The organism is Pseudomonas brenneri (assembly GCF_007858285.1).
GTDB classification, from domain to species: domain Bacteria; phylum Pseudomonadota; class Gammaproteobacteria; order Pseudomonadales; family Pseudomonadaceae; genus Aquipseudomonas; species Aquipseudomonas brenneri.
In genome coordinates this window covers 19884-41593 of sequence record NZ_VFIL01000021.1, presented here as the reverse complement: position 1 = coordinate 41593, position 21710 = coordinate 19884, and the positions used below count along the sequence as shown (strand labels likewise).

At 59.5% G+C, this 21710-nt stretch carries 24 protein-coding genes; 17 read left to right on the top strand and 7 right to left on the bottom strand.

The features are described from left to right. Positions 1-367: 367 nt before the first annotated feature. The 3 genes from FJD34_RS27635 (at position 368) to FJD34_RS27625 (ending at position 2117) form a co-directional block, all read left to right on the top strand. Entirely contained in the window at positions 368-1237 is an 870-nt protein-coding gene (locus FJD34_RS27635; protein WP_090293056.1) for an AraC family transcriptional regulator, read from the top strand. Positions 1238-1386: 149 nt separating this feature from the next. After that, on the top strand, positions 1387-1716 hold the full coding sequence (locus FJD34_RS27630) for a hypothetical protein (RefSeq protein WP_090293055.1): 330 nt from the start codon (positions 1387-1389) through the stop codon (positions 1714-1716). A gap of 29 nt (positions 1717-1745) precedes the next feature. Continuing rightward, on the top strand, positions 1746-2117 hold the full coding sequence (locus FJD34_RS27625; protein ID WP_029300265.1) for a PH domain-containing protein: 372 nt from the start codon (positions 1746-1748) through the stop codon (positions 2115-2117). A gap of 94 nt (positions 2118-2211) precedes the next feature. Here the strand turns inward: FJD34_RS27625 and FJD34_RS27620 are convergent, their stop codons facing one another. After that, positions 2212-2439 carry a hypothetical protein gene (locus FJD34_RS27620; RefSeq protein ID WP_032857580.1) on the bottom strand — a complete coding sequence of 76 codons (228 nt, stop codon included), beginning with the start codon at positions 2437-2439 and terminating at the stop codon, positions 2212-2214. After that, the gene (locus FJD34_RS27615; RefSeq protein WP_229689216.1) at positions 2436-2828 is read right to left on the bottom strand and encodes a T6SS effector amidase Tae4 family protein; all 393 of its coding nucleotides are present in this window, start codon (positions 2826-2828) and stop codon (positions 2436-2438) included. Before FJD34_RS27615 ends, FJD34_RS27620 begins: the two co-directional genes overlap by 4 nt. Positions 2829-3220: 392 nt before the next feature. On the opposite strand from FJD34_RS27615, the gene psrA reads away from it, so the two are divergent. From psrA to phnX, 4 genes are all read left to right on the top strand, one after another. Then, entirely contained in the window at positions 3221-4312 is a 1092-nt protein-coding gene (gene psrA, locus FJD34_RS27610) for an iron-containing alcohol dehydrogenase PsrA (protein WP_032857585.1), read from the top strand. Positions 4313-4404: 92 nt separating this feature from the next. Beyond that, complete coding sequence (locus FJD34_RS27605) at positions 4405-5700, top strand: MFS transporter (RefSeq protein WP_065944257.1); 1296 nt, start codon at positions 4405-4407, stop codon at positions 5698-5700. 37 nt (positions 5701-5737) lie between these two features. Then, positions 5738-6610 (top strand): LysR substrate-binding domain-containing protein, encoded by an 873-nt coding sequence (locus tag FJD34_RS27600; protein WP_065944258.1) that lies wholly within the window; start codon positions 5738-5740, stop codon positions 6608-6610. An 82-nt stretch (positions 6611-6692) separates the two neighbouring features. Then, positions 6693-7520, top strand: a complete 828-nt coding sequence (gene phnX, locus FJD34_RS27595) for a phosphonoacetaldehyde hydrolase (RefSeq protein ID WP_065944259.1) — start codon at positions 6693-6695, stop codon at positions 7518-7520. Between the two features lie 49 nt (positions 7521-7569). Here the strand turns inward: phnX and FJD34_RS27590 are convergent, their stop codons facing one another. Both FJD34_RS27590 and FJD34_RS27585 read right to left on the bottom strand, forming a co-directional pair. Then, positions 7570-7953 (bottom strand): c-type cytochrome, encoded by a 384-nt coding sequence (locus FJD34_RS27590; RefSeq protein WP_032857595.1) that lies wholly within the window; start codon positions 7951-7953, stop codon positions 7570-7572. Positions 7954-8008: 55 nt separating this feature from the next. After that, positions 8009-8569, bottom strand: a complete 561-nt coding sequence (locus FJD34_RS27585) for a hypothetical protein (RefSeq protein ID WP_174553300.1) — start codon at positions 8567-8569, stop codon at positions 8009-8011. Positions 8570-8743: 174 nt separating this feature from the next. Here FJD34_RS27585 and FJD34_RS27580 point away from each other — a divergent pair, with 174 nt between their 5' ends. Next, positions 8744-9463: an SDR family oxidoreductase gene (locus tag FJD34_RS27580; RefSeq protein ID WP_032857596.1), complete on the top strand. Its 720-nt coding sequence runs from the start codon at positions 8744-8746 to the stop codon at positions 9461-9463. 108 nt (positions 9464-9571) lie between these two features. Beyond that, positions 9572-9949, top strand: coding sequence for a response regulator (locus FJD34_RS27575; RefSeq protein ID WP_032857597.1), 378 nt, complete (start codon positions 9572-9574; stop codon positions 9947-9949). 35 nt (positions 9950-9984) lie between these two features. On the opposite strand, the gene FJD34_RS27570 is transcribed toward FJD34_RS27575, so the two are convergent. Beyond that, on the bottom strand, positions 9985-11301 hold the full coding sequence (locus FJD34_RS27570) for an ATP-binding protein (protein ID WP_090293051.1): 1317 nt from the start codon (positions 11299-11301) through the stop codon (positions 9985-9987). After that, positions 11298-12008 carry a response regulator gene (locus tag FJD34_RS27565; protein WP_032857599.1) on the bottom strand — a complete coding sequence of 237 codons (711 nt, stop codon included), beginning with the start codon at positions 12006-12008 and terminating at the stop codon, positions 11298-11300. The genes FJD34_RS27570 and FJD34_RS27565 overlap by 4 nt, the downstream gene beginning before the upstream one ends. Positions 12009-12172: 164 nt before the next feature. Here FJD34_RS27565 and FJD34_RS27560 point away from each other — a divergent pair, with 164 nt between their 5' ends. The 4 genes from FJD34_RS27560 to FJD34_RS27545 all read left to right on the top strand — a co-directional run bounded on the left by FJD34_RS27560 (position 12173) and on the right by FJD34_RS27545 (position 16383). Further along, a complete protein-coding gene (locus FJD34_RS27560) occupies positions 12173-12958 on the top strand; it encodes an MlaA family lipoprotein (protein WP_032857600.1) in 786 nt (261 codons plus the stop codon). Continuing rightward, positions 12948-13211 (top strand): hypothetical protein, encoded by a 264-nt coding sequence (locus FJD34_RS27555; protein WP_032857601.1) that lies wholly within the window; start codon positions 12948-12950, stop codon positions 13209-13211. The genes FJD34_RS27560 and FJD34_RS27555 overlap by 11 nt, the downstream gene beginning before the upstream one ends. A 94-nt stretch (positions 13212-13305) precedes the next feature. Then, the gene (locus FJD34_RS27550) at positions 13306-15225 is read left to right on the top strand and encodes an alkaline phosphatase D family protein (RefSeq protein ID WP_090293050.1); all 1920 of its coding nucleotides are present in this window, start codon (positions 13306-13308) and stop codon (positions 15223-15225) included. Between the two features lie 153 nt (positions 15226-15378). Beyond that, on the top strand, positions 15379-16383 hold the full coding sequence (locus tag FJD34_RS27545; protein WP_032857603.1) for a diguanylate cyclase domain-containing protein: 1005 nt from the start codon (positions 15379-15381) through the stop codon (positions 16381-16383). Positions 16384-16386: 3 nt separating this feature from the next. Here FJD34_RS27545 and FJD34_RS27540 read toward each other — a convergent pair whose 3' ends face one another. Continuing rightward, positions 16387-17415: an amino acid ABC transporter substrate-binding protein gene (locus FJD34_RS27540; protein ID WP_090293048.1), complete on the bottom strand. Its 1029-nt coding sequence runs from the start codon at positions 17413-17415 to the stop codon at positions 16387-16389. A gap of 148 nt (positions 17416-17563) precedes the next feature. Between FJD34_RS27540 and FJD34_RS27535 the strand changes: the two genes are divergently transcribed. The 4 genes from FJD34_RS27535 to FJD34_RS27520 all read left to right on the top strand — a co-directional run bounded on the left by FJD34_RS27535 (position 17564) and on the right by FJD34_RS27520 (position 21697). Continuing rightward, a complete protein-coding gene (locus FJD34_RS27535; RefSeq protein WP_032857605.1) occupies positions 17564-18460 on the top strand; it encodes a LysR substrate-binding domain-containing protein in 897 nt (298 codons plus the stop codon). Positions 18461-18614: 154 nt separating this feature from the next. Continuing rightward, entirely contained in the window at positions 18615-19865 is a 1251-nt protein-coding gene (locus tag FJD34_RS27530) for a 2-aminoadipate transaminase (RefSeq protein WP_090293047.1), read from the top strand. Between the two features lie 132 nt (positions 19866-19997). Beyond that, a complete protein-coding gene (locus tag FJD34_RS27525; protein ID WP_083204913.1) occupies positions 19998-20432 on the top strand; it encodes a helix-turn-helix domain-containing protein in 435 nt (144 codons plus the stop codon). Next, positions 20429-21697, top strand: coding sequence for a type II toxin-antitoxin system HipA family toxin (locus tag FJD34_RS27520; protein WP_032857608.1), 1269 nt, complete (start codon positions 20429-20431; stop codon positions 21695-21697). The genes FJD34_RS27525 and FJD34_RS27520 overlap by 4 nt, the downstream gene beginning before the upstream one ends. The last annotated feature ends 13 nt before the right edge of the window (positions 21698-21710 follow it).

The following is a 21710-nucleotide window of genomic DNA, read 5'->3' as shown; positions in this document are numbered from 1 at the left end:
CACAAGCACCCACACGAATTGCTTGATTCAGTTGTTAAAGAGCGGTTGGTTAAGATCTTTCGTCTCAACCGAGGCGCGCATTCTACAGCAGCCTCATTTGCTGTCAAGTGATTATTTTCAGAAGTTTTCAAGGAATCCTTAACAACTTCAACCACTTGCGCTTCAGATCTCTCGTCAGCGGGAGGCGAATAGTACAGGATTAAAATACGTGGTCAACCCCCGCCTGAAAATTCTTTCCAAAGCGCCTGGGTTGCCATTATGAAACGTCCAAGACAACCCCATCACTACCTCAGCAAGCACGGCTAGGCGCAGGCAAGCCGGGATGGCTGACTCTGATGCCTACCGAAATCCCAGGAGCCTCCATCCAGTGCCTGACTTGTCGAGCAACGCCGCGTACACACAACGCTTCAATGCAGTCCTCACCTATATAGAAGCCAATCTAGAAGGTGACCTGTCCGTGAAGGCGTTGAGCCAAGTGGCGAATTTTTCGGCATTTCACTTCCATCGGCAATTCACCGCCTTCGTCGGCGTACCTGTTTCACGCTATGTGCAGTTAATGCGGCTACGACGCGCGGCGCATTGCCTGGCCTCCACCCGGGGTTATTCGGTACTGGAAACAGCGTTCGGTGCAGGTTTCGAAAGCCCCGAGGCTTTTTCCAGGGCATTCAGGCGAGCGTTCGGTATGGCACCGAGTGCGTTCAGGAAGCAGCCCAGTTGGCAGGTCTGGAGTTCGGTGTTCACCATCCCTCACTTCTCAAGGAGCATCATCATGCACGTACGAATCGTAGAGTTTCACCCCGTCAGAGTGGCAGCACTCGAACACTGTGGCGCTCCAGGGCTCGTCAGCGAGAGTGTGCGCAAGTTTTCCGAGTGGCGCAGACAGAGCGGACAGTCGCCCGTGCAATCAAGTCGCAGCTTTGGTATTCCTTTCGGCAACCCCGATACAACCCCGCCCGAAGCATTCCGGTTTGCACTCTGCGGCGAAATTAACGAGGCCGTGGCCACAAATGAGTTCGGCGTAACCGAGCGCGTTATCCCAGGAGGACGTTGCGTTGTCGTGCGCCACGTGGGCTCGACGGACCACATTGGCGAGACGATCTACCCGATCTACCGCGATTGGCTACCCACCAGCGGCGAGGAACTGCGGGACCACCCCCTGTTCTTCGATTATCTGAGCGTTTATCCCGAGACCCCGCAGGATCAATGGCAGACTGATATATATGTACCGCTGCAATAACACGACACCCACCTACCGCGATATCCAATTTAATCTATACAAATCAAGCCATTAATGCTTTAAAGAAAGACCTTGAAACTCAAGGTCTTTTTTTCGCCTGCAGAAAAATGATCCCCCCCGCCGCGCCCGATAGAAGAGGACCCAGGACCATGGAATTGACGCTCGAAGCCGTTGCTCTATTCGCCCTCAAACTGGTACATGAGACCGAAGATGGCAGCCCGATTCTGCGCGATGATCTGGTCATGGACGGGTATGAGCGGGAGGTATTTGGGTTGCTGGTGCGCAGTGGCGACCTGCCAACCATCCGGCGCAAGGTAGATGAATGCACCAAGCTGGCCCTGGCGACCTTGGGTGGTGCCAACACGGTGTTGGGCCGCGAGCTGCAAAAGCTTATGACTGACGTCCAGCAAGCCTCGACACTAGAGGAACTGAAGCTCCCACTCGAAGCACTCAAGGACTACCTCAAGGCAATCCTGTAGCCCCCTCCCAGACACACAAGGACCGTCCAATGATCGACTTCAACAACAAAGGCTTCTTCAAACTCAAGCAAAACAACGAGTATGCCGAACGCGTTGCCTCGCTGTTGCTCGATGACGAACAAGTAGTCGATGCCTACAAAGCCATGCGCGACGGCGTAGTGTTCACCACCAAGCGCATCATCGCCGTGAACGTGCAAGGCATCACCGGCAGCAAGAAAGACTTCACCTCCCTGCCCTACAAGAACATCGTCGCGTACTCGGTGGAAACCTCTGGTACGTTCGACCTGGATTCGGAGTTGGAGATCTACTTTTCATCGCTGGGCAAAGTGAAATTCGAGTTCACCGGCAAGACCTCGATTGTCGAAATCTCCAGGCTGATTTCCAAACACCTGCTGGGATGATTGGCAGGCAAAAAGACCTTGGAACACCAAGGTCTTTTTACTGCATGCATTACTGATTCAATGGGTGTGCGCAATAAAATGCCAGAACGGCTACCTACCCTCGACGCAAATACCTGCGATACCAAACAACGCCAACGAACGCTGAAGCAACAACCACTACTCCATTCCCCAACAACCAAATCCCAAAGTTGCGACTCTGCTGCGCATCCCCCTCATAAAAAGGCCCAAAGTAAGCCGAAACCGCCACAACCACGCCGTTGAACACCCCCACCGTCACCGCAACCACCAAAACCACAAATAGCGCGCCCTTAAAAGCCTTCATAAAACCTTCCAAAACCAAATCTCCCTGGACTCGTGATAATCCGAGAATGATCCTTCAATCGAGAAACCCAGTTGAATACGCGGATAGCTCAACCAATCCGTCAATCGCCACCCATTCCACAGGTCGATGTGATCACCACTGCGATTGCCAAACGTCTCGTTCCCCCGGCGCCAAAAGTCTTTGAAGAAAATGATGCCTCGCTGCCCGTCTAACACATCCTCAAAGTCTTCAGGGGATACTTTCTTCATCCGTTGCAAGCCGGGAACATTCGCGTTGCTCAACGCCTTGGCCATTTCTTCTGCTGCCAGTACATGCCCCTCACTTTTAGGATGCTGCCAACAATAGCGCATCCCCCTTAACCTGCTGAGATCTACGCCCGACCTACGCAGTGCAACACCGAGATTGATTGCGCATTGATCACTAAAGTTCTTGGCACCGTTAGTTCTGCAAGGTGCTGCATCTCCGAAAATTTGCGGGTGATTTTTCCATAGGGTATTGAACTCAGCGCTTCCATCGCAGATTTTTCACGCGAACTTAGCAAACGCACTGCGCCTAAAGATGGGTCTACATAAAAACCAGAAAAACCCTACTCACGTGTAGGTTCTGAGTGCAGGGCAAATAGGACACACCTGTCACACGTAGATGCAAGCTCGCCCAAGCAAACCGTCTTACCCCCACTATCGGCCCAACCAATCCAACCCCCCAATCTATCGATTTGAGCTCTTCCCCACCCTCCCCGACTATTGGCGCCACTTCCAACAACAAAAACCAGGAACCCGCCATGACCGCCCGATTCCACAACCCGGTAGACACCCGCTTCGGCTGGGGTTGCCTGCAAGACCTGGCCAGTATCACCGCGCAGCAGACCGTCACGCTCGTCACCTTTCCGGAAGCCCGTGCGCTGGGCTTGGTGGAGCGGATCCAGGCACTGCTGGGCGAGCGTCTGGTATATGTGGTCGAGGATGTGCAGCCCAATCCCGATGTTGCGCAATTGCGTGGCACCTACGAGCGTTTCTGGCAACAAGCCGGGAGCTGTGATGTGGTGCTGGCCGTCGGTGGCGGTAGTGCGATTGATACAGCCAAGGCATTGATTGTCGGCACCGAGTCCGGGCAGTTCGATGAGTTGCTGGCGTTGCTGGCGACCGGCCAACCGTTTGTGCCGGCCCATTGCAAGACGTTGATCGCGGCGCCGACCACCGCGGGTACCGGCAGCGAGGTGACGCCCTGGGCGACGATCTGGGATTCAGCCAGCCACAAGAAGTATTCCCTGCACCTGGACTGCACCTGGCCGAAGGTAGCGATTGTTGATCCACAGTTGATGCTCACGGTGCCAGCCGGGGTCACCGTGTCGACAGGGCTCGATGCTTTATCCCACGCCCTGGAGTCGATCTGGAATATCAACGCCAACCCGGTTTCTGACACTTTTGCGGTGTCGGCCATCGAGGACATCCTGGAATGCCTGCCGCAGCTGCGGCGCGACCTTGGCAATCCGGAGTTACGCTCGCGCATGGCACTGGCAGCGCTCAAGGCCGGCCTGGCCTTTTCCAATACCAAGACGGCCCTGGCTCACTCCATTTCCTATGAGATGACCTTGCACCACGGCCTGCCCCATGGCATCGCCTGCTCCTTTACCTTGCCGTTGGTGCTGGGGTTGGCGTGGGGGCATGACGCCGCGCGCGATCGCACATTGCAGCGGGTGTTTGGCGATGACCTGGACAAAGCCCAGGCCCAACTGCGCACGTTCCTGCATAGCCTGGACGTAAAAACCGAATTTACCGACTACGGCGTCACGCCCACCGAGGCCGCCGCAATGATCCGCTTCGCCCTGCAAGGTGCGCGCGGCAAGAACTTTATCGGTTCCAGGGCCGCCTAGGCCCAACGCAATTCAGTCTTTCCTCTTGCACCTGTAAAGCGTGCCACCCCGTAGCTGCGGTTTCGGGGGCGAATAACAATAAGGAAAACATCATGAATCGTGCACACACCCTGCCTGTCCCTGCCGTTCGCTCGGCATCGTTCCGTGTTGCCCAGTGGCGCATGCTGCTGGCGGCGATGTTTTGTTACCTGTTTTTCTACACCGGACGCCAGACCTTCGGCTTCGCCATCCCGGGGATACAGGCCGAGTTCGGCCTGACCAAGGAGGTGCTGGGCTGGATCTCGGCCGCCATGCTCTGGGCCTATGCCATTGGCCAGGCAATCAACGGCAACCTGGCCGACAAGTTCGGTGGCCGGCGCATCATGACCCTGGGCGCGGTGCTGTCCTGTGGCGCCAACTGGGTCACCAGTTTTGCCAGTGGCTTTGCCGGGTTGATCCTGCCGTGGGGTATCAACGGCTACTTCCAGGCCTTGGGCTGGGCGCCGGGCAGCCGCTTGATCTCCAATTGGTGGAGCGCCAGCGAGCGTGGCAGGGTCTATGGCTTCTATGTATTCGCCGCCGGCTGTGCGTCGGTGCTGTCCTATGTGACCTCCATCGTGGTGCTGGAGGTGCTGCATCTGGAATGGCGCTGGATCTTCCGTCTGCCGGTCCTGCTGATGTTGGCCGGGGGCATCCTGTTTTATCTGGTGGCCCGTGAGCGCCCGCAGGACCTGGGCTTCGAGCCCCTGGCCGATACCGGTGTGGCCAACGCCGAAGACAAGGGCCATGAAGTGGCCCATGGCACAGAAGAAACCTCGGCGCAGCGCTACAAGGCCGTGTTGAAAAACGCGCGCCTGATCATCGCTGCCGTGTCCCTGGGCTTCCAGAACGCGGCGCGCTACGGTTTGATCGTGTGGGTCCCGGTGCATTTCCTCGGCGCCAACTGGAAAAGCGGCGACAGCATGATCGATCCCAAGTGGATCACCGTCGCCCTGCCCGTCGGCATGGCCGTCGGCGCCCTGAGCAATGGCTGGGTGTCCGACAAGCTGTTCGGCTCCAAGCGCTACCTGGCGATCATGCTCTATATGTTCCTCGGCGCCGCCACCAGCCTGTGGATGTGGAGCCTGCCGCCCCACAGCGCGGTCGGCCTGGTCGCGCTGTTTCTGTGCGGGTTCTTTGTCTACGGCCCGGCATCCAGCTTCTGGGCCCTGTGCCCGGACTTGGTAGGCGCCAAGCGCGCAGGCACGGCCACGGGTGTGATGAACTTCTCGTCTTATCTGTTTGCTGGCCTGGCGGAACCGCTGATCGGCAGTATGCTCGACAGTACCGGCAATACGTCGCTGATCTTCATCGTCGTCACCTCGGCCTGCCTGTGCAGCGCAGTGGTAGCCCTGTTTATCCGCCGTTGATCAACCGGCTCGGCTGAGCCCTGGAACAGGATGGGTTATGTACCAGTACCACAAGTGGCTGCGTTCCTTTCATGCGGTGGCGAAGACCGGCAGCTTCACCCTCGCCGCCGAGTACTTGAGCGTCGGCCAGCCAACGGTCAGCGAGCAGGTGAACGCCCTGGAAAAGCAGTTCTCGGTGGAGTTGTTCCACCGTCGTGGGCGCTTTATCGAGATGAGTTCGGCCGGGCACGCGCTCTACGGGATCACCCAGGGCCTGTTCGGCCAGGAGGATGAAGCCATGCAATTGCTGCACAGCTTCAAGCAGCGCAAGACCGGGATGCTGCGCCTGGGCGCGGTGTCGCCGCCGATTGCAATGAACCTGACGTACGAGCTGATGCAACGCCACCCGGATATCGAGCTGGAGACCTCGTTTTCCCCGGAGAAGGAAACCCTCGACCGCCTGTTCAACTTTGATATCGATGTGGCAATCCTGGCCCTCTCGGAGTTTGACCAACGCTTCGATACGCAGCTGTATCGGCGTTACCCGATCATCGCGGTGGTGCGCGATGACCATCCCTGGGCGGCGCAGAAAGAGGTCCACGTCGAACAGATCAGCCAGGAGCGCTGGGTCATGCGCGAACGCAGCTCACGCACCCGCCAACTGGTGGAAGAGAGCTGCAAGCGCCTGAGTGTGGACCTGAACTGCGTGATGCAGCTCAATAGTCGCGAGGCAATCGTGCATGCCATCGCCAAGGGTATCGGCATTGGTTTTGTGTCGGCGGTGGAATACGCCGAAACACCGGGCACCACGCCGATCACTTTTGTCGACCACCCGTTTTCCATCGACTACCACCTGTGTTGCCTGGGCATCCGGCGCAACCGCCCGATGATCGCCGAACTGTTCGAGGCCAGCCCCATACCGGCTACCTGATTCGCTTCACCCTTTTGCACTCAACCGGCTTACCTCATTTATCGAGGGACGGCCTGCTCATACCCGAAAATGGAGATTGACCATGAACTACCAACCACCTTCCAAGCTGCAAGCCGTGGTCCTGGACTGGGCCGGCACCGTCGTCGACTTCGGCTCCTTCGCACCCACGCAGATTTTCGTCGAGGCCTTTGCCGAGTTCGGCGTCGCCGTTTCCCTGGAGGAAGCGCGCGGACCGATGGGCATGGGCAAGTGGGATCACATCCGCACCCTGTGTAATCAGCCGCAGATTGCCGAACGTTATCGCGCCGTATTCAACCGCCAGCCGAGCGACGAGGACGTCACCGCCCTGTATGAGCGTTTCATGCCGTTGCAGATCGAGAAAATCGCCCTGCACTCGGCGGTGATTCCCGGTGCGCTGGAGGCGATTGAAACCCTGCGTGGCAAGGGCTTGAAGATCGGCTCCTGCTCGGGCTATCCGGCCGTGGTAATGGCCAAGGTGGTCGAGCTGGCGCGACAAAACGGCTACGTGGCCGATCATGTGGTGGCGACTGATGAAGTGCCCAACGGGCGCCCGCATCCGGCCCAGGCCCTGGCCAATGTGATAGCCCTGGGCATCAGCGATGTGGCGGCGTGCGTCAAGGTCGATGACACCTGGCCGGGGATTCTGGAAGGACGCAGTGCCGGGATGTGGACGGTGGCACTGACCTGCTCCGGCAACGCGCTGGGCCTTACCTACGCGCAATTCAAGGCGCTGCCGGCCGAGGAACTGGCGCAGGAGCGCGAGCGCATTACCCAGATGTTTGAGGGTTCACGCCCGCACTACCTGATCGATACCATCGTCGACCTGCCGGCGGTGATCGACGACATCAATGCGCGGCTGGCACGCGGGGAAACACCACAGGGCAGTTGAAATCAGTGCCTATCCTGCAGGAGCCGGCAAGCCGGCTCCTGCAATGCGGCTATTGCGCCTGAAAGGTCTCAAGATACGCCAGCAGATTCTCGATCTTCTCCTGATCGCTGATCCCCCAGAAAATCATGCGGGTACCACTCACCACTTTCTTCGGGTTCTCGATATAGGCCGCGAGTGTTTCCCGCGTCCACACCACGCCTGAGTTTTTCATCGCGTCGGAATACTGATAGTCCGCCGTAGCGCCCGCCAGCCGCCCGATCACCCCATTGAGCTGCGGCCCGAAGCCGCCACGGGCGTTCAGCCCGACACTGTGGCAACCGCCACACGTCTTGGTGAACAACCTGCCACCCGCCTCGGCATCACCCGCTGCCGTCGCCGAAGTGTTGAAGAGCGTGGCCGTGAGTAAAAGGGGCAGCAAGGCAACGAGTTTCATCGGGGGCTCCAGATCGGGGGCTTCAGGCGGCAAAGGCGGCAATTATGCCTACTGTTTACTTGTCCTCGTCCAGGTTGTTGAAGCGTGCCCGGTCGATCTGCCAAGGCAGGGCAGGCTGTATACGGATTTTCTTGTATTTGCCGCGGCTGAAAACGTATGTATGCAGCTCCAGAAAATGTCGGTCGCGCCCAACCTGCTTGAAGGTCACGATAAAGAAAATCAGCGGCTTGCTGGCATCAGCCCAGAGCCGGGAAGCTCTCTCGATGGCAGCAGGCAAATGGCTGTTGGTGCTGTAGGACACGAAGGTGGAGAACACCGCAGGTTCAGATTGTTTTAACAGCTTGGTGATTTCCTTCACCTTTTCGTTATGGGGCTCATCCCACTCCCATTCGACATGGGACAGGACACTTTTGTCAGGGAATCTCAAAACGGCATCGGTGCGCCCGCTCTGTTCGAAATAGGCACGCGCACCGAGCAGCTTGGCACACTGGCGCATCACCACCCCCACATGAATCGTCCAGCCTGCACGGTTGGTGACGGCATCGACCTCCACCGGAAAGTCCTGGTACCACAGGCAATTGAACAGGGTGATGAAGTCGCGTTCGATCCGTTTCATTTTTCGTCCTTGGCTACAGCCGGATAAATATCAAAAGGCCATCACTCTAAATCAATCGGAGGCAGATCGCGCCCTGCCCCGGCAAAACATTTGGATACAGCCATTCAATTGCCATCACTCGCCCCCTCTGTTTGCATGCGCCCTCCCATCAGCACGTCAGTTCAGGAGAGATCGATGAGAACCATGGTGGTCGGTGCAAGCAAGGGTTTGGGCAGGGCATTTATGGAAGGTCTGGGTGGTGTGGGGGATACCGTGGTCGGTGTCTCGCGCAGCCGTCCTGCCAACCTGGTATCCGCGACCGGCGCCGAAGTGCTGTGGGTGGAAGCCGACCTTGGCCAGCCAGCACAGGCCGCGCAACTCATCGAACAAGCGGTGGTGCAGGACGGCCTGGACACGCTGATCTATAACCTGGGCATCTGGGAAGAACGGGCGTTCGACGAGGCCTACAGTTTTCTCAAGGACGAGGATACGCAGCTGGAAGCCATTGTCAGTTGCAACGTCACCGCGCCGCTGCTGCTGATCAAGCGCCTGCTGCCCGTGCTGCTGAAGAGCCCGAACCCACGCATCATCCTTACCGGCTCGACCTCGGGCCTGCCCCAGAGCGGTCGTCCGGAAGTCACGTTCGGCGCATCGAAATTCGCCTTGCGTGGCATGGCCGATGCTCTGCGCGAAGGTTATCGGCACCAGCGCCTGGGTGTGACCTGCCTGAACCTGGGCTACCTGAATACCGAAGATCCGTTGAGCACATCCAGGCAAGAGGCCGAACAACGCGGCGACGGGCAGTTGATCCCGGTACACGATGTGGTGCAGGTGGTGCGTATGGCCTTGAGCCTGTCATCGGCCAGCTTCGTCAAGGAACTGACCTTGCCAGCCCTGCTGGATGAGCGCTTCTGAGGGGGAAAACCAGCCAAATGACCACCCATCGAATATAAAATATCCAATCGAACCTATCCATTCATCGCCCACTCCACCTTACTGACCTCTGATGGTGGAGTAGTGATCATGGCTCAGCCATCGATATTGGTATTGGAAGACGACGAAATCATTCGCTCACTCATGGTGGATGTGCTGGAAGAATTCGGCGCACAGGTCATTTCGTTTCCATCGGCGGATGAGGGGATGATTTTTCTAGAACGCTCCAGTGATCCGGTGGACTTGATTGTCAGTGATATCCAGATGCCTGGACTGCTCAACGGGTATGACCTGAGCCGAGTAGTGGCGCACCGTTGGCCTTCATTGCCCGTGGTCCTGACCTCGGGCAACACAGCGATGGCGGCGCAATTGGGCAGCACCGTGAGATTCCTGCCCAAGCCATGGAGCACTGAGCGTTTGCTCGACTGTGTACAACAAGCCTTGGGGCCGGATTCATCCCTGCATTGAATACGGCTCACATCTGCAATGGATCACCCTCCTCACTACACCGGCAGTATCACCACCGCCTCCAACCCGCCGCCCAGGCGGTCCCGCAGGGTCAGGGTGCCGCCATGCTCCAGGACAATCGCCCGGGCGCTGGAAAGCCCCAGACCGACACCCCCCGTACTTTTGTTGCGTGAACCTTCCAGGCGGAAAAACGGCAGGAAGACCTGTTCGTGAAGTCCGCTGGGAATCCCCGGCCCACGGTCCAGCACACGAATCACCACTTGCCCCGGCTGTTGCTGCAATTGGATTTCGGGCGCGTGGCCGTAGTGGATCGCATTGTCCACCAGGTTGGTCATCACCCGTTTGAGCCCCAGGGGCCGGCCGAAATACACCAGGCGCGGCGGACCGCTGAAGGCGATATCGATGGACTGGTCACGATAATCATCCACCAGGGTTTGCAGCAACTCGGACAAGTCCAGCGCCGTGGCCTGCTCCAGGCGTGCATCGTCGCGAAAGAACTCCAGGGCGGTATTGATCATCGCCTGCATTTCATCGACATCGCGAAACAGTTTCTGCTGCTGATCGCGGTCCTCAATGAATTCACCCCGCAGCCGCAGCCGCGTCAAGGGCGCGCGCAGGTCATGGGAAATGGCCGCGAGCATCTGGGTGCGGTCCTGGATAAAGTGCTGCAACTGCGCCTGCATGCCGTTGAATGCCAGGATCGCCTGGCGAATTTCCTCCGGGCCCACCGGCTCGATCGGCGGCGCCCGGAAGTCGGCACCAAAACGCCGGACACCCAGGGCGAAATGTTGCAAGGGCCTCGCCAGGCGCCGGGTGGCAATCAGGGTCACCAGCGCGGTGGAAATCAGCACCAGCACCAACACGATGACGCTACGCGGTCCTTCGGCAAGCCCCCAACTGCGCGACGCGGCGCTGAACATCAGCCACGAGTGATCGGTCAGTTCCACCAGCAACGCATAGTGCCCACCGGGACCTGCCCAGTCAGCCGGCTCAAAGCCCTCGGCCCGGCGCTCTGGCCAGGCCAGCGCATTCACGAACAGCTCTTTTCCCGTGCTGTAATCATCGTTCTTGACCTGGGGCAAGCCGAAACGCTTGGCATCCACCGCCCAATGCACGCTGAACATACTGTCGCCTGCCGAGCGGGCCAGGCTGGGGCGCTGGGCAGGATCCGCCGTCTCGATCATCCGGACAATCACCGCCACCTTGTCCAGCAGGCCGGTTTCACTCAAGGGTGGTCGGGCCCAGACGCCGGCGAGTAGCGAAAACAGAGTATTGAGCGCCAGGGCGGTGAACATGGCGATCAGGATGGTCAGGGCAATCCAGCGGGCCACCGTGTCGCGAGGACGCTTCATGAGCGACTCACACTGGCGGTAAATTGATAGCCGCCATTGCGCACCGTGCGAATCATCGCCGGGCGTTTGGTATCGAACTCCAGCTTGCGCCGCAGACGGCTGACCTGCACGTCGATACTGCGATCAAACGCATCGTGGCTGTGGCCACGGGCCAGGTTCAACAGCTGCTCGCGCGACAACACCCGCTGAGGATGCTCGACGAACACCAACAGCAGGTCGAACTCCCCGGACGACAAGGGGATCATCACCTGGTCCGGCGAGCGCAATTCGCGCCGGGTAAGGTCCAGTTGCCAGCCGGCGAAGCGAATCAACGGCCGTGAACTGTCGCCCGAGGGGCCCCGGCTTTCACCGGCACGGCGCAACACTGCGCGCACCCGGGCCAGCAACTCACGCGCATCGAAGGGTTTGCTCAGGTAGTCATCAGCGCCCATTTCCAGGCCCACCACCCGGTCGCTGAGTTCGCCCATGGCGGTCAGCATGATCACCGGCGTGGCGTATTGCTGGCGCAGGCGCTGGCACAGTAACAGGCCGTTGTCGCCCGGCAGCATCAGGTCGAGGATGATCAGGTCTGCAACCTGCTGTTCCATGGCCGCCCACAGTGCTGTGCCATTGGCTGCGGTCCGTACCGCGTAGCCATGTTGCAGGAAAAATTTCTTCAGCAGTGCGAGGACCTCAAGGTCATCGTCCACGATTAAAAGGTTGCTCACCGGCTGGCATCACTTGGCTTGGTCGAGGCGACATTCAAAACCATTCGCAGCGACTCGTCACATATTTCAATCCTGCAACAAAGCGTCATCGCAGTCATAAAGCAGACATCTTCAGGCAAGCTGCGAATGCCAGCATCGGCCTCCCTTTTTCGGAGACTGTGTTTATGCGTGCGCTGACGTATCCCCGCCACCTGGCTCGCCAGGCTGCACTGTTGATGACTGTTTCGTACCTGACAGGCTGTGCCAGCCCCGCGCCACAGGCGAACGTGCGCTGTGCGCAGGTTGATTACCCGGTGTACGACCCCGTCGAGCCGTTCAATCGCGGGGTCTTTGCGTTCAACCGGACCGTCGATGACTATGCCTTGGCACCTGTCGCCCGTGGCTATCAACACCTGCCGGATTTTTTCCAGCAGGGTGTGCATAACTTCTCCAGCAACTTCAGTGAACCCAAGGTGTTTATCAACGACCTGCTGCAAGGCAACCCACAGCGCTCCGTCAACACGCTGGGACGATTCGCGGTCAACACCACCGTGGGTCTGGTGGGCCTGTTGAATGTCTCCGACTCGCTGGGCATTCCCCGCCACACGGCCGACTTCGGCCAGACATTCGGTGTATGGGGCATCGGTAACGGGCCAATCGTCGAACTGCCGTTACTGGGTACCGGCAACAGTCGAGATGCTGCCGGTAAAGTGCTGAGTTTCCTGGTGGCGCCACTGGGCGACAGCGACACGGTGCAAACCCTGGGCACCATCAGCCTGGTCGGCGACACCGTAGACACCCGGGCAGCCCTGCTGCCACTGACCGACAGCCTGCAACAGTTGCCCGATTACTACAGCGCATTGCGTAACGTCGTGGCTGAACACCGCGCAGCCTATGTGCTGGAAGGCAAGGAAGGGGCGACAACACCCACCGCAACCTCATGCACACAAGGCCCAGGCGATGATTTCTGATGCCAGCTCCATGCTCCTGCAGCAGAAGATACACAAACGGGGTGATCGCGCGCTGATTTGTCGGGAAACCCGTTTGCAATTGTCTGCCGACCAACATCAACTGGTGCTCAGCCGGTATGTGGAACAGTACACCCCACAAGGCGTACGCTGGATCGAACGCCAACACCGCGTGGCGGTGAGCGATGTGCTGCGCTGGCTGATTGCCCAGGGAGAGTCGTCGGTCAGCAGCCTAGAGCGGGCAAACATGCTGTAGTGATCAAGGCTGCCCGCCCCTGTTACTTTGACAAAACGCCGACATCCATTGCGCTATCCTCTGCCATCCTTTCCCGCATAGAGCCGTGTTCTTCATGTTGCAAGCCGCTTCACTACCCGCCGTCCTCGCCGGCCCCTTGCTGCGTCGCCTGGAGCCGGGGCGCCTGGTGTTGTGGCTGGTGGGCAGCCGGGCACTGGCCTTGACCTTGCGGCTGCAGTTTCGCCAGGACGAGTGCCAGCAGTCCCTGGAGATCGATCTCGACGCCACCCGCTGCCGGGTCATTCCCGTGGGCCGCGCAGCCTTTATCCACCTGATCGATGTACCGCTGGCCACGCCGCTCCCCCAGGACGTGCCCATCAGCTATGACTTGCTGCTCAACGATGGAACCGGCATCGCCCAATGGGCGCCGCACCTGCTGTATGCCAATGCCCGGTGCCCGGATTTCATCCTGCACAGCCGTATTCGCCAGTTGCTGCACGGTTCTTGCCGCAAACCCCACCATTACGCCGATGAAGGCCTGCTGTGCGCGGATCGCCTGTTGGCCGAAGACCGCAGCCTGGAACAGCGTCCCGCCCTGTTGATGATGAGTGGCGACCAGGTGTATGCCGACGACGTAGCCGGGCCGATGCTGCGTGCCATTCATGGGCTGATTGCCCGTCTGGGTCTGTTCGATGAACACCTCGATGGCGCGGTGGTGGACGACAGCACCAGGCTCTACGATCACCCCGCCAGCTACTACCATCGCGCCGATCTGTTGCCGGCCCTGGAAAGCAACGAGACCTTGCGCGAACGCTTTTTTGGCGGGGTGAAGAAACCGATCTTCACCAGCAGCACCGCCGACAACCACCTGGTGACCTTCGCCGAAGTCATGGCGATGTACCTGCTGGCCTGGTCGCCGACACCCTGGACCCTGATCACCCCGCAACCGCCCGCACGGCTAGCACCTGAGGAACAGGCCCGCTACGCCCGCGAGCAGGTGCCTGTGGATAAGTTTCGCGACGGCCTGGCCGGTGTCGCCCGGGTGTTCGCCCACGTTCCGTGCCTGATGATCTTCGATGATCATGACATCACCGATGACTGGAACCTCAGCGCCCAGTGGGAACAGACCGCCTACGGCAACCCATTCTCCAAGCGCATCATCGGCAACGCCTTGCTGGCCTACATGCTCTGCCAGGGCTGGGGCAACAACCCCGATGCCTTCGCTCAACTGGTGGAAAAAACCCTGGCCCTGGCCGCGACGGTCCAGGACCACGACAATCACCTGCACGCACCCACCCAGGACCAATTGCTGGAAGATCTGCTGCAGTTCCAGCAATGGCACTACGTGCTGCCCACCACTCCCGCGCTGGTCGTCATCGACACCCGCACGCGGCGCTGGCGCAGTGAGTTCACCCTCAAACAACCGTCCGGCCTGCTGGACTGGGAAGCCTTGAGCGAACTGCAACAGGAACTGCTCGACCATCCGTCAGCCATCATCGTTTCGCCCGCGCCGATCTTCGGCGTCAAGCTGATCGAGACGGTGCAGAAAGTCTTCAGCTGGTGCGGCTACCCGCTGTTGGTCGATGCGGAAAACTGGATGGCTCACCGTGGCGCCGCGCAAGTGATCCTGAATATCTTCCGCCACTCACGCACCCCGGGTAACTACGTGATCTTGTCGGGGGATGTGCATTACTCGTTCGTCTACAAAGTGCTGATCCGCCATCGCAATGCCGGGCCGCAGATCTGGCAGATCACCAGCAGTGGCATCAAGAACCAATTCCCACCCCGCCTGCTGGAGTGGTTTGACCGCCTCAACCGCTGGCTCTACTCGCCACGCTCGCCCTTGAACTGGCTGACTCGGCGCCGCCGCATGCAAGTGGTGCCGTATATCCCGGCACACGCCGAAGCCGGCGAACGGCTCTGGAACAGTGCGGGCATCGGCCAGGTATTCTTCAACGAGCAAGGGCAGCCCGAGGCAATCTACCAGCACAATGCCAATGGCTTGCCACCCACCCGCATGATGGAGCCGCAATAGCCTTGAGCCCCCGGAAATAGTGGCTTTTAGCCACAAGCCTGTAGGCTCTTTCTATGCGGCCAAACCTCGTTGTACAGTACGTCCAGCCACGGAGTATCGGCGTTAACACCTGACTGGCCAGAATGAGCCAGCATCCTCGCAGGGAGCGCGCAGATGGTCGATATGGATCCGTTGAAGAATGAGCTTTTCGACGTCAATGCTGACTTGGCCCATGCCATCATGGAACTGGTCAGCGATGGCGTTTGGGACTGGAATGCCAACACTGGGTTCGTCTATCGCAACCCCGGCTGGTACGAGATGCTCGGCTACGACCACCACTCCCTGGAAAACACGGTCTTCACCTGGGAAAGCGTGATCCACCCCGACGATTATCCCCATGTGATGAAAGTCTTCGACGACTACATCTGCAGCCGCACCACCCACTATCAAGCCGAATACCGCTGCCGCAAGAAGAACGGCACCTGGCTGTGGATCGAAGACCGTGGCTACGTGATCGCCCGCAATGCCGACGGCTCGGTGTGGCGCATGGTCGGCGCCCACCGCAGTATTCATGAGCGCAAACGTTCCATGGAACAGCTTGAGCGGCGCAATCAATCCCTTGAAGCACTGGTGGCCGAACGCACTCGCGAACTGTCGCGGGTCAACCAACAATTGCGGTTGCAACTGGACGAAAACCGCTCCCTGGCCGAGCGCGATACCTTGACCCGTATCGCCAACCGCTACCGCCTGGAAAAAGCCCTACTGGAAGAATGTGAGCGCGCCCAGCGGTTTCGCCTGCCATTGGCGGTGATTGCCATGGATGTCGATGACTTCAAGTCGATCAACGACCAGCACGGACACGCCGTAGGCGACAGCACCCTGTTACAGGTAGTCGAGCGCCTGGAACAGTGCGTGCGCCAGGGCGACCTCCTGGCGCGCTGGGGCGGCGATGAATTTATGGTGATCCTGCCCAAAAGCACGGTGGAGACCGCCAGGATCCTGGCCGAGCGCATCCGCCTGGCCATCCTCGACTTACCCAGCGTGGGCGAGTTCAAGGTGACCTTGAGTCTGGGCGTGGTACAGCGCCTCAATGACGAGACACCCACCAACCTGATGGCCAGGGCAGACCAGGCGCTGTACCGGTCCAAGGCCGCGGGCAAGAACCGGGTGTCACCATGACCGCTAGCGCACCGGTGGCGCGTACTGGATGCCACCGTTGTTCCACAGGGCGTTGAGGCCGCGCGGGATCTTCAGCACGCTGCCCTGGCCGATATTGCGCTCGAACACCTCGCCATAATTGCCCACTTGCTTGACGATCTGCACCACCCAGTCCTTGCGCAACTTCAAGTCCTTGCCGTACTCACCGTCGGCACCCAACAGACGGGCGATATCCGGGTTTCTGGTGGTCTTGGCCTGTTCTTCGACGTTTTGCGCAGTGATGCCCATCTCTTCGGCATTGAGCATGGCAAACAGCGTCCACTTGACGATGCTGAACCAGTCATCGTCGCCCTTGCGCACCAACGGGCCCAGGGGTTCCTTGGAGATCACTTCCGGCAGCACGATAAACTCAGCCGGATGCGCCATCTTGATCCGCTGGGCGTACAAGCCCGACTGGTCAGTGGTCAGCACATCGCAGCGTCCGGCTTCCAGGCCCTTGGCGCTTTCATCGGCGGTGTCGAAGGTGATCGGGGTGTATTTCATGCCATTGGCGCGAAAGTAATCAGAGACGTTCAGCTCGGTGGTGGTGCCGGCCTGGATGCAGATGGTCGCGCCATCCAGTTCCTTGGCATGGGCCACCCCCAGCTTGGTGTTCACCAGAAAACCGATGCCGTCGTAATAGGTCACGCCGGTAAACACCAACCCCATTCCGGAATCCCGGGAGCTGGTCCAGGTGGTGTTGCGCGATATCAGGTCGATTTCCCCTGACTGCAACGCAGTGAAACGCTCCTTGGCAGTCAGTTGGGTGAATTTCACCTTCGAGGCATCGCCGAACACGGCTGCGGCGACGGCGTGGCACACATCAACGTCGATGCCGGTCATCTTGCCCTGGGCGTCCGGCACGCCGAAGCCTGGCAAACCATCGCTGACGCCACATTGGATAAAGCCCTTTTTCTGGATCGCGTCCAGGGTCGCGCCCGCATGAGCTACGCCGGCCAAGCTCATGACGGCAGCAGCGGTGAGTGCCGCCAGGGTGGATTTAAGATGCTTCATGCAAGGCTCTCCGTGTCGGTCGTTCTTATTTGGCGCCGCAAACCCGGGCCAGTTTATTTATAGTGTCGCCGGTCAGTATCAACGGCTTTACACCTGGGTCACAAACGACGTTTAGGCAAAGGCTCCTTCCTGTTTGGAATGAACTCCCATGATTTCAAAACGCTTGACCCCTTCGATGACAGCCCTGCAATGCTTCGACGCTGCGGCCCGTCACCTGAGCTTCACCCGTGCCGCCGAGGAACTGCACCTGACCCAAAGTGCGGTGAGCAAGCAAGTGGCGCAACTGGAGGAAATGCTCTGCCACAAGCTGTTCGAGCGGGTGCGCCAGCGTCTGTACCTGTCGCCGGCGGGCTCGTTGTACCTGGCGGAAGTACACAAGATCCTGACCCAGGTGGACATTTCCAGCCGTTACATCCTCACCTACGGCGGCGAGACCGAAGTGCTGCGCATCGCCACTCAACCGACTTTCGGCGATCGTTGGCTGGTGCCCAAGCTCAAGGACTTTGCTGCCCGCCACCCGAACATCCATCTGGATATCCGCAACGAGCTGGAACCCTTCGACGTGCTGCAGGCCAAGGCCGACATCGCCTTCTTCTTCGGCCAGGGCTCCTGGCCGGGCGCCACCTGCATCGAGCTGTTTCGCGAAGCAGTGGTGCCGGTGTGTGCGCCGGGATTTGTCGCCCAGGGCAGTGATGCTTCATCGAGCCACACCCTGTTGCAATGCACCTCACGACCCGAGGCCTGGCACGAGTGGTTCCTGGGACAGGGCCTGCACTCACAGAACAGCTATCACGGGCCGCGCTTCGACACGTTCTACATGTGCATTCGTGCAGCGCAATCCGGCTACGGCGTGGCATTGGTGCCGCACTACCTGGTGGCCGACGAACTGGCCCAGGGCAGTCTGGTGGTGCCATGGGACTACGCGATGCCCAGCAGCGGCGCACACTTTATCGCCCATGCCGAACATGCCGGGGAGATCCCCAAGGTGAAGGCATTTTTGCAGTGGATCGTGGAGTACATGGCGCAGCAGACCGCCAAGACCTGAATGTGCAAGCCCGCACATTGGATCTGTGTCATGGCTTGCAATGCATTGGCACATCCCGATTTTTGCGAATGACCCGGCGACTTTATTTCGTTTGCGGGGCCATGGGGCACGCAGCTTAGATAGGCGCACACCGCCCTTTCCGAGCCCGTGATCCATGAGCCACGCAAGCATCAGCCAGTCGATTGCCATCGTCCACCCCATCTGCCTGAGCCACGGGCGCAATGCCGAGGTCTGGGACACCGCGGGCAAGCGCTATATAGACTTTGTCGGCGGCATTGGTGTGCTCAACCTCGGCCATTGCCACCCCGGCGTGGTGGAAGCCATTCGCGAACAAGCCACCCGACTCACCCATTACGCGTTCAACGCCGCGCCGCACGCGCCTTATATCGAGTTGATGGAGCGGCTCAGCGCCTTTATCCCGGTGAGTTACCCGGTCAGCGGCATGCTGACCAACAGCGGCGCCGAAGCTTGCGAAAATGCGCTGAAAATCGCACGTGGCGTCACCGGCCGTACTGCAGTGATTGCCTTTGACGGCGGCTTCCACGGGCGCACCCTGGCCACCCTCAACCTCAATGGCAAGGTGGCGCCCTACAAGCAAAAAGTCGGGATCCTGCCCGGCCCGGTCTACCACCTGCCCTACCCCAGCGCAGACAATGGGGTGACCACAGGTGATGCGCTAAAGGCCATGGAGCGCTTGTTCAGCGTCGAAATCGACATCGCCGACGTCGCCTGTTTCATCATCGAGCCAGTACAGGGCGAAGCCGGGTTCCTCGCCCTCGACCCCCCATTTGCCAAAGCCCTGCGCCACCTGTGCGATGAACACGGCATCCTGCTGATCGCCGACGAAATCCAATCCGGCTTTGGCCGCACTGGCCAGCGTTTCGCCTTCTCGCGCCTGGGCATCGAACCCGACCTGATCCTGCTGGGCAAAAGCATCGCTGGCGGCGTGCCACTGGGCGCCGTGGTCGGGCGCAAGGCCTTGCTGGACAACCTGCCCAAAGGCGGACTGGGCGGCACCTACTCGGGCAACCCCATTGCCTGCGCAGCCGCACTGGCCACCCTGGATGCAATGAGCGATGTAAACCTGCAAGCGTGGGGCGAACAACAGGAGGCCGCAATCACCAGGCGCCATGCCGCCTGGCAGGCGAAAAAACGCTCGCCCTACCTCGGCCGCCTGACCGGGGTCGGCGCCATGCGGGGAATCGAGCTGATAAAACCCGACGGCACCCCAGCCACCGCGCAACTCAACCAACTATTGAACCTGGCCCGCGATGCCGGCCTGCTACTGATGCCCAGCGGCAAGGCCCGACACATCATCCGCCTGTTGGCACCGCTGACCATCGAGCCGGTGGTGCTGGAGCAAGGGTTGGATATTTTTGAAGCATGCCTGGCACAACTCGACTAAAAGCCAGGCAAGAACAATAAAGTGCAATTATTCTGGCGAAAAAACAATTTAAAACACTAAAATAATTGCACTCAGATTGAAGTGCTAGTATTCCTTCATCTTTAAGATTAAAGCGCTGGAATAATTGCACTCATGGCCAACAAAACTGCTCCGCTCCTTCCAATGACCCAGCAACTGCTGGTGGATCTCGGTGAGCGCCTGCGCCTGGCCCGCTTGCGACGCAAGCTGACTGCCAAACAAGTGGCGGAACGGGCCGGCATGTCGCAGATGACCCTGCGGGCACTGGAGCGTGGCGCTGCCGGTGTCACCATCGGCGCCTACCTGTCCGTGCTGCAGGTATTGGGCTTGGAACAGGATATTGCCCTAATTGCCGAAAGCGACAAATTGGGCCGGCATCTGCAAGACTCGCAGCTACTGAACAAAACACGCAGAACACCCAAATCATCCTTCGGCATCGTCGCCGCGCCTGACGCGCCCCCCTACCTCCAACCTCATGAGCCAGTGACAGCGGCCTCCAAACTTTCCGGGTTAATCGTCAACCCCGTCAACAAGAGCTCCAAACCATGACCCGGATTGCTGTGTATGCCGACTGGGCGCAACTTGGCACAGCACGCCGCCTGGGCTTTTTGCATGCTCGCCGGGGAGGTGCCGGCGAGCTGTTTGAGTTTGAGTATGAGCAGGCGGCACTGGCCGACCCACTGCTGGCCCTGGCTCCGATCGATCCTCGTATAGGTCTGTTTGACGGCCCTCAATACCCCGCGCAAGGCCGGGATACCTTCGGTGTTTTCAGCGACTCCAGCCCGGACCGATGGGGGCGTATGTTGATGAACCGTCGACTGGATCGCGACAAGCGAGCAGCACGGGTCCCCTCTCATACCCGCCTCTTTGAATCGGACTACTTGCTGGGCGTTCACGATGCCTTTCGTGTGGGCGCCCTGCGCTTCAAGCGGGATGACCTGGGTCCGTTCCTTGATGAACGCGAAGGGTTGGCGGCTCCCCCGCTGGTGCAACTGCGTCAACTGGAGGCTGCAAGTCGGGCACTGGAAAACGATCACGACAATACCGCCATCGAAGGCGTCGAGTGGTTACGCATGCTGATTGCTCCGGGCGGTTCATTGGGCGGCGCACGTCCAAAAGCCAGCGTGGTCGACCCCGACGGTCACCTGTGGATCGCCAAGTTCCCCAGCCTTCGCGATGAACACAATGTCGGTGCCTGGGAGTACATCATCGGATCGCTCGCCGAAGGATGCGGACTGCGTGTCGCCGCCATGGAAGCTGAACGCTACGCCAGTGAACATCACTGCTTCAGGGTCAAGCGCTTTGATCGAACCGCTCAAGGGCAACGCATTCACTTTGCCAGCGCGATGACGTTGACTGGCCATACCGACGGAGAGGACGGCTCGACTGGCGTCAGCTACCTGGAATTGGCCCGGGTGCTGATCAACCAGGGCGCCAGCACCCAGGCTGACCTACGGGAACTGTGGTGCAGAATCGTATTCAACCTGTTGGTTTCCAATACCGACGATCACCTGCGTAACCATGGCTTCCTGTTAGAACCCGGTCGCGGCTGGCATCTTTCCCCGGCCTACGATATGAACCCGGATCACTACGGGCAAGGCCTGAAGCTCAACATCAGTGAGCATGACAACGCCCTGGAACTGGAACTGGCACGTTCGGTGGCGGGCTATTTCAGGGTACCTCTCAATGAGGCGGATAGGCTTATCGAGGCGTTCAAGGGTGTAGTTCGCCAATGGCCGACACTGGCCAACGCCATGGGCATATCCCGTCAAGAACAGGAACGTATGAGCCGGGCGTTCCGACTGGCGTTGTAGGAACCGGCTTGCC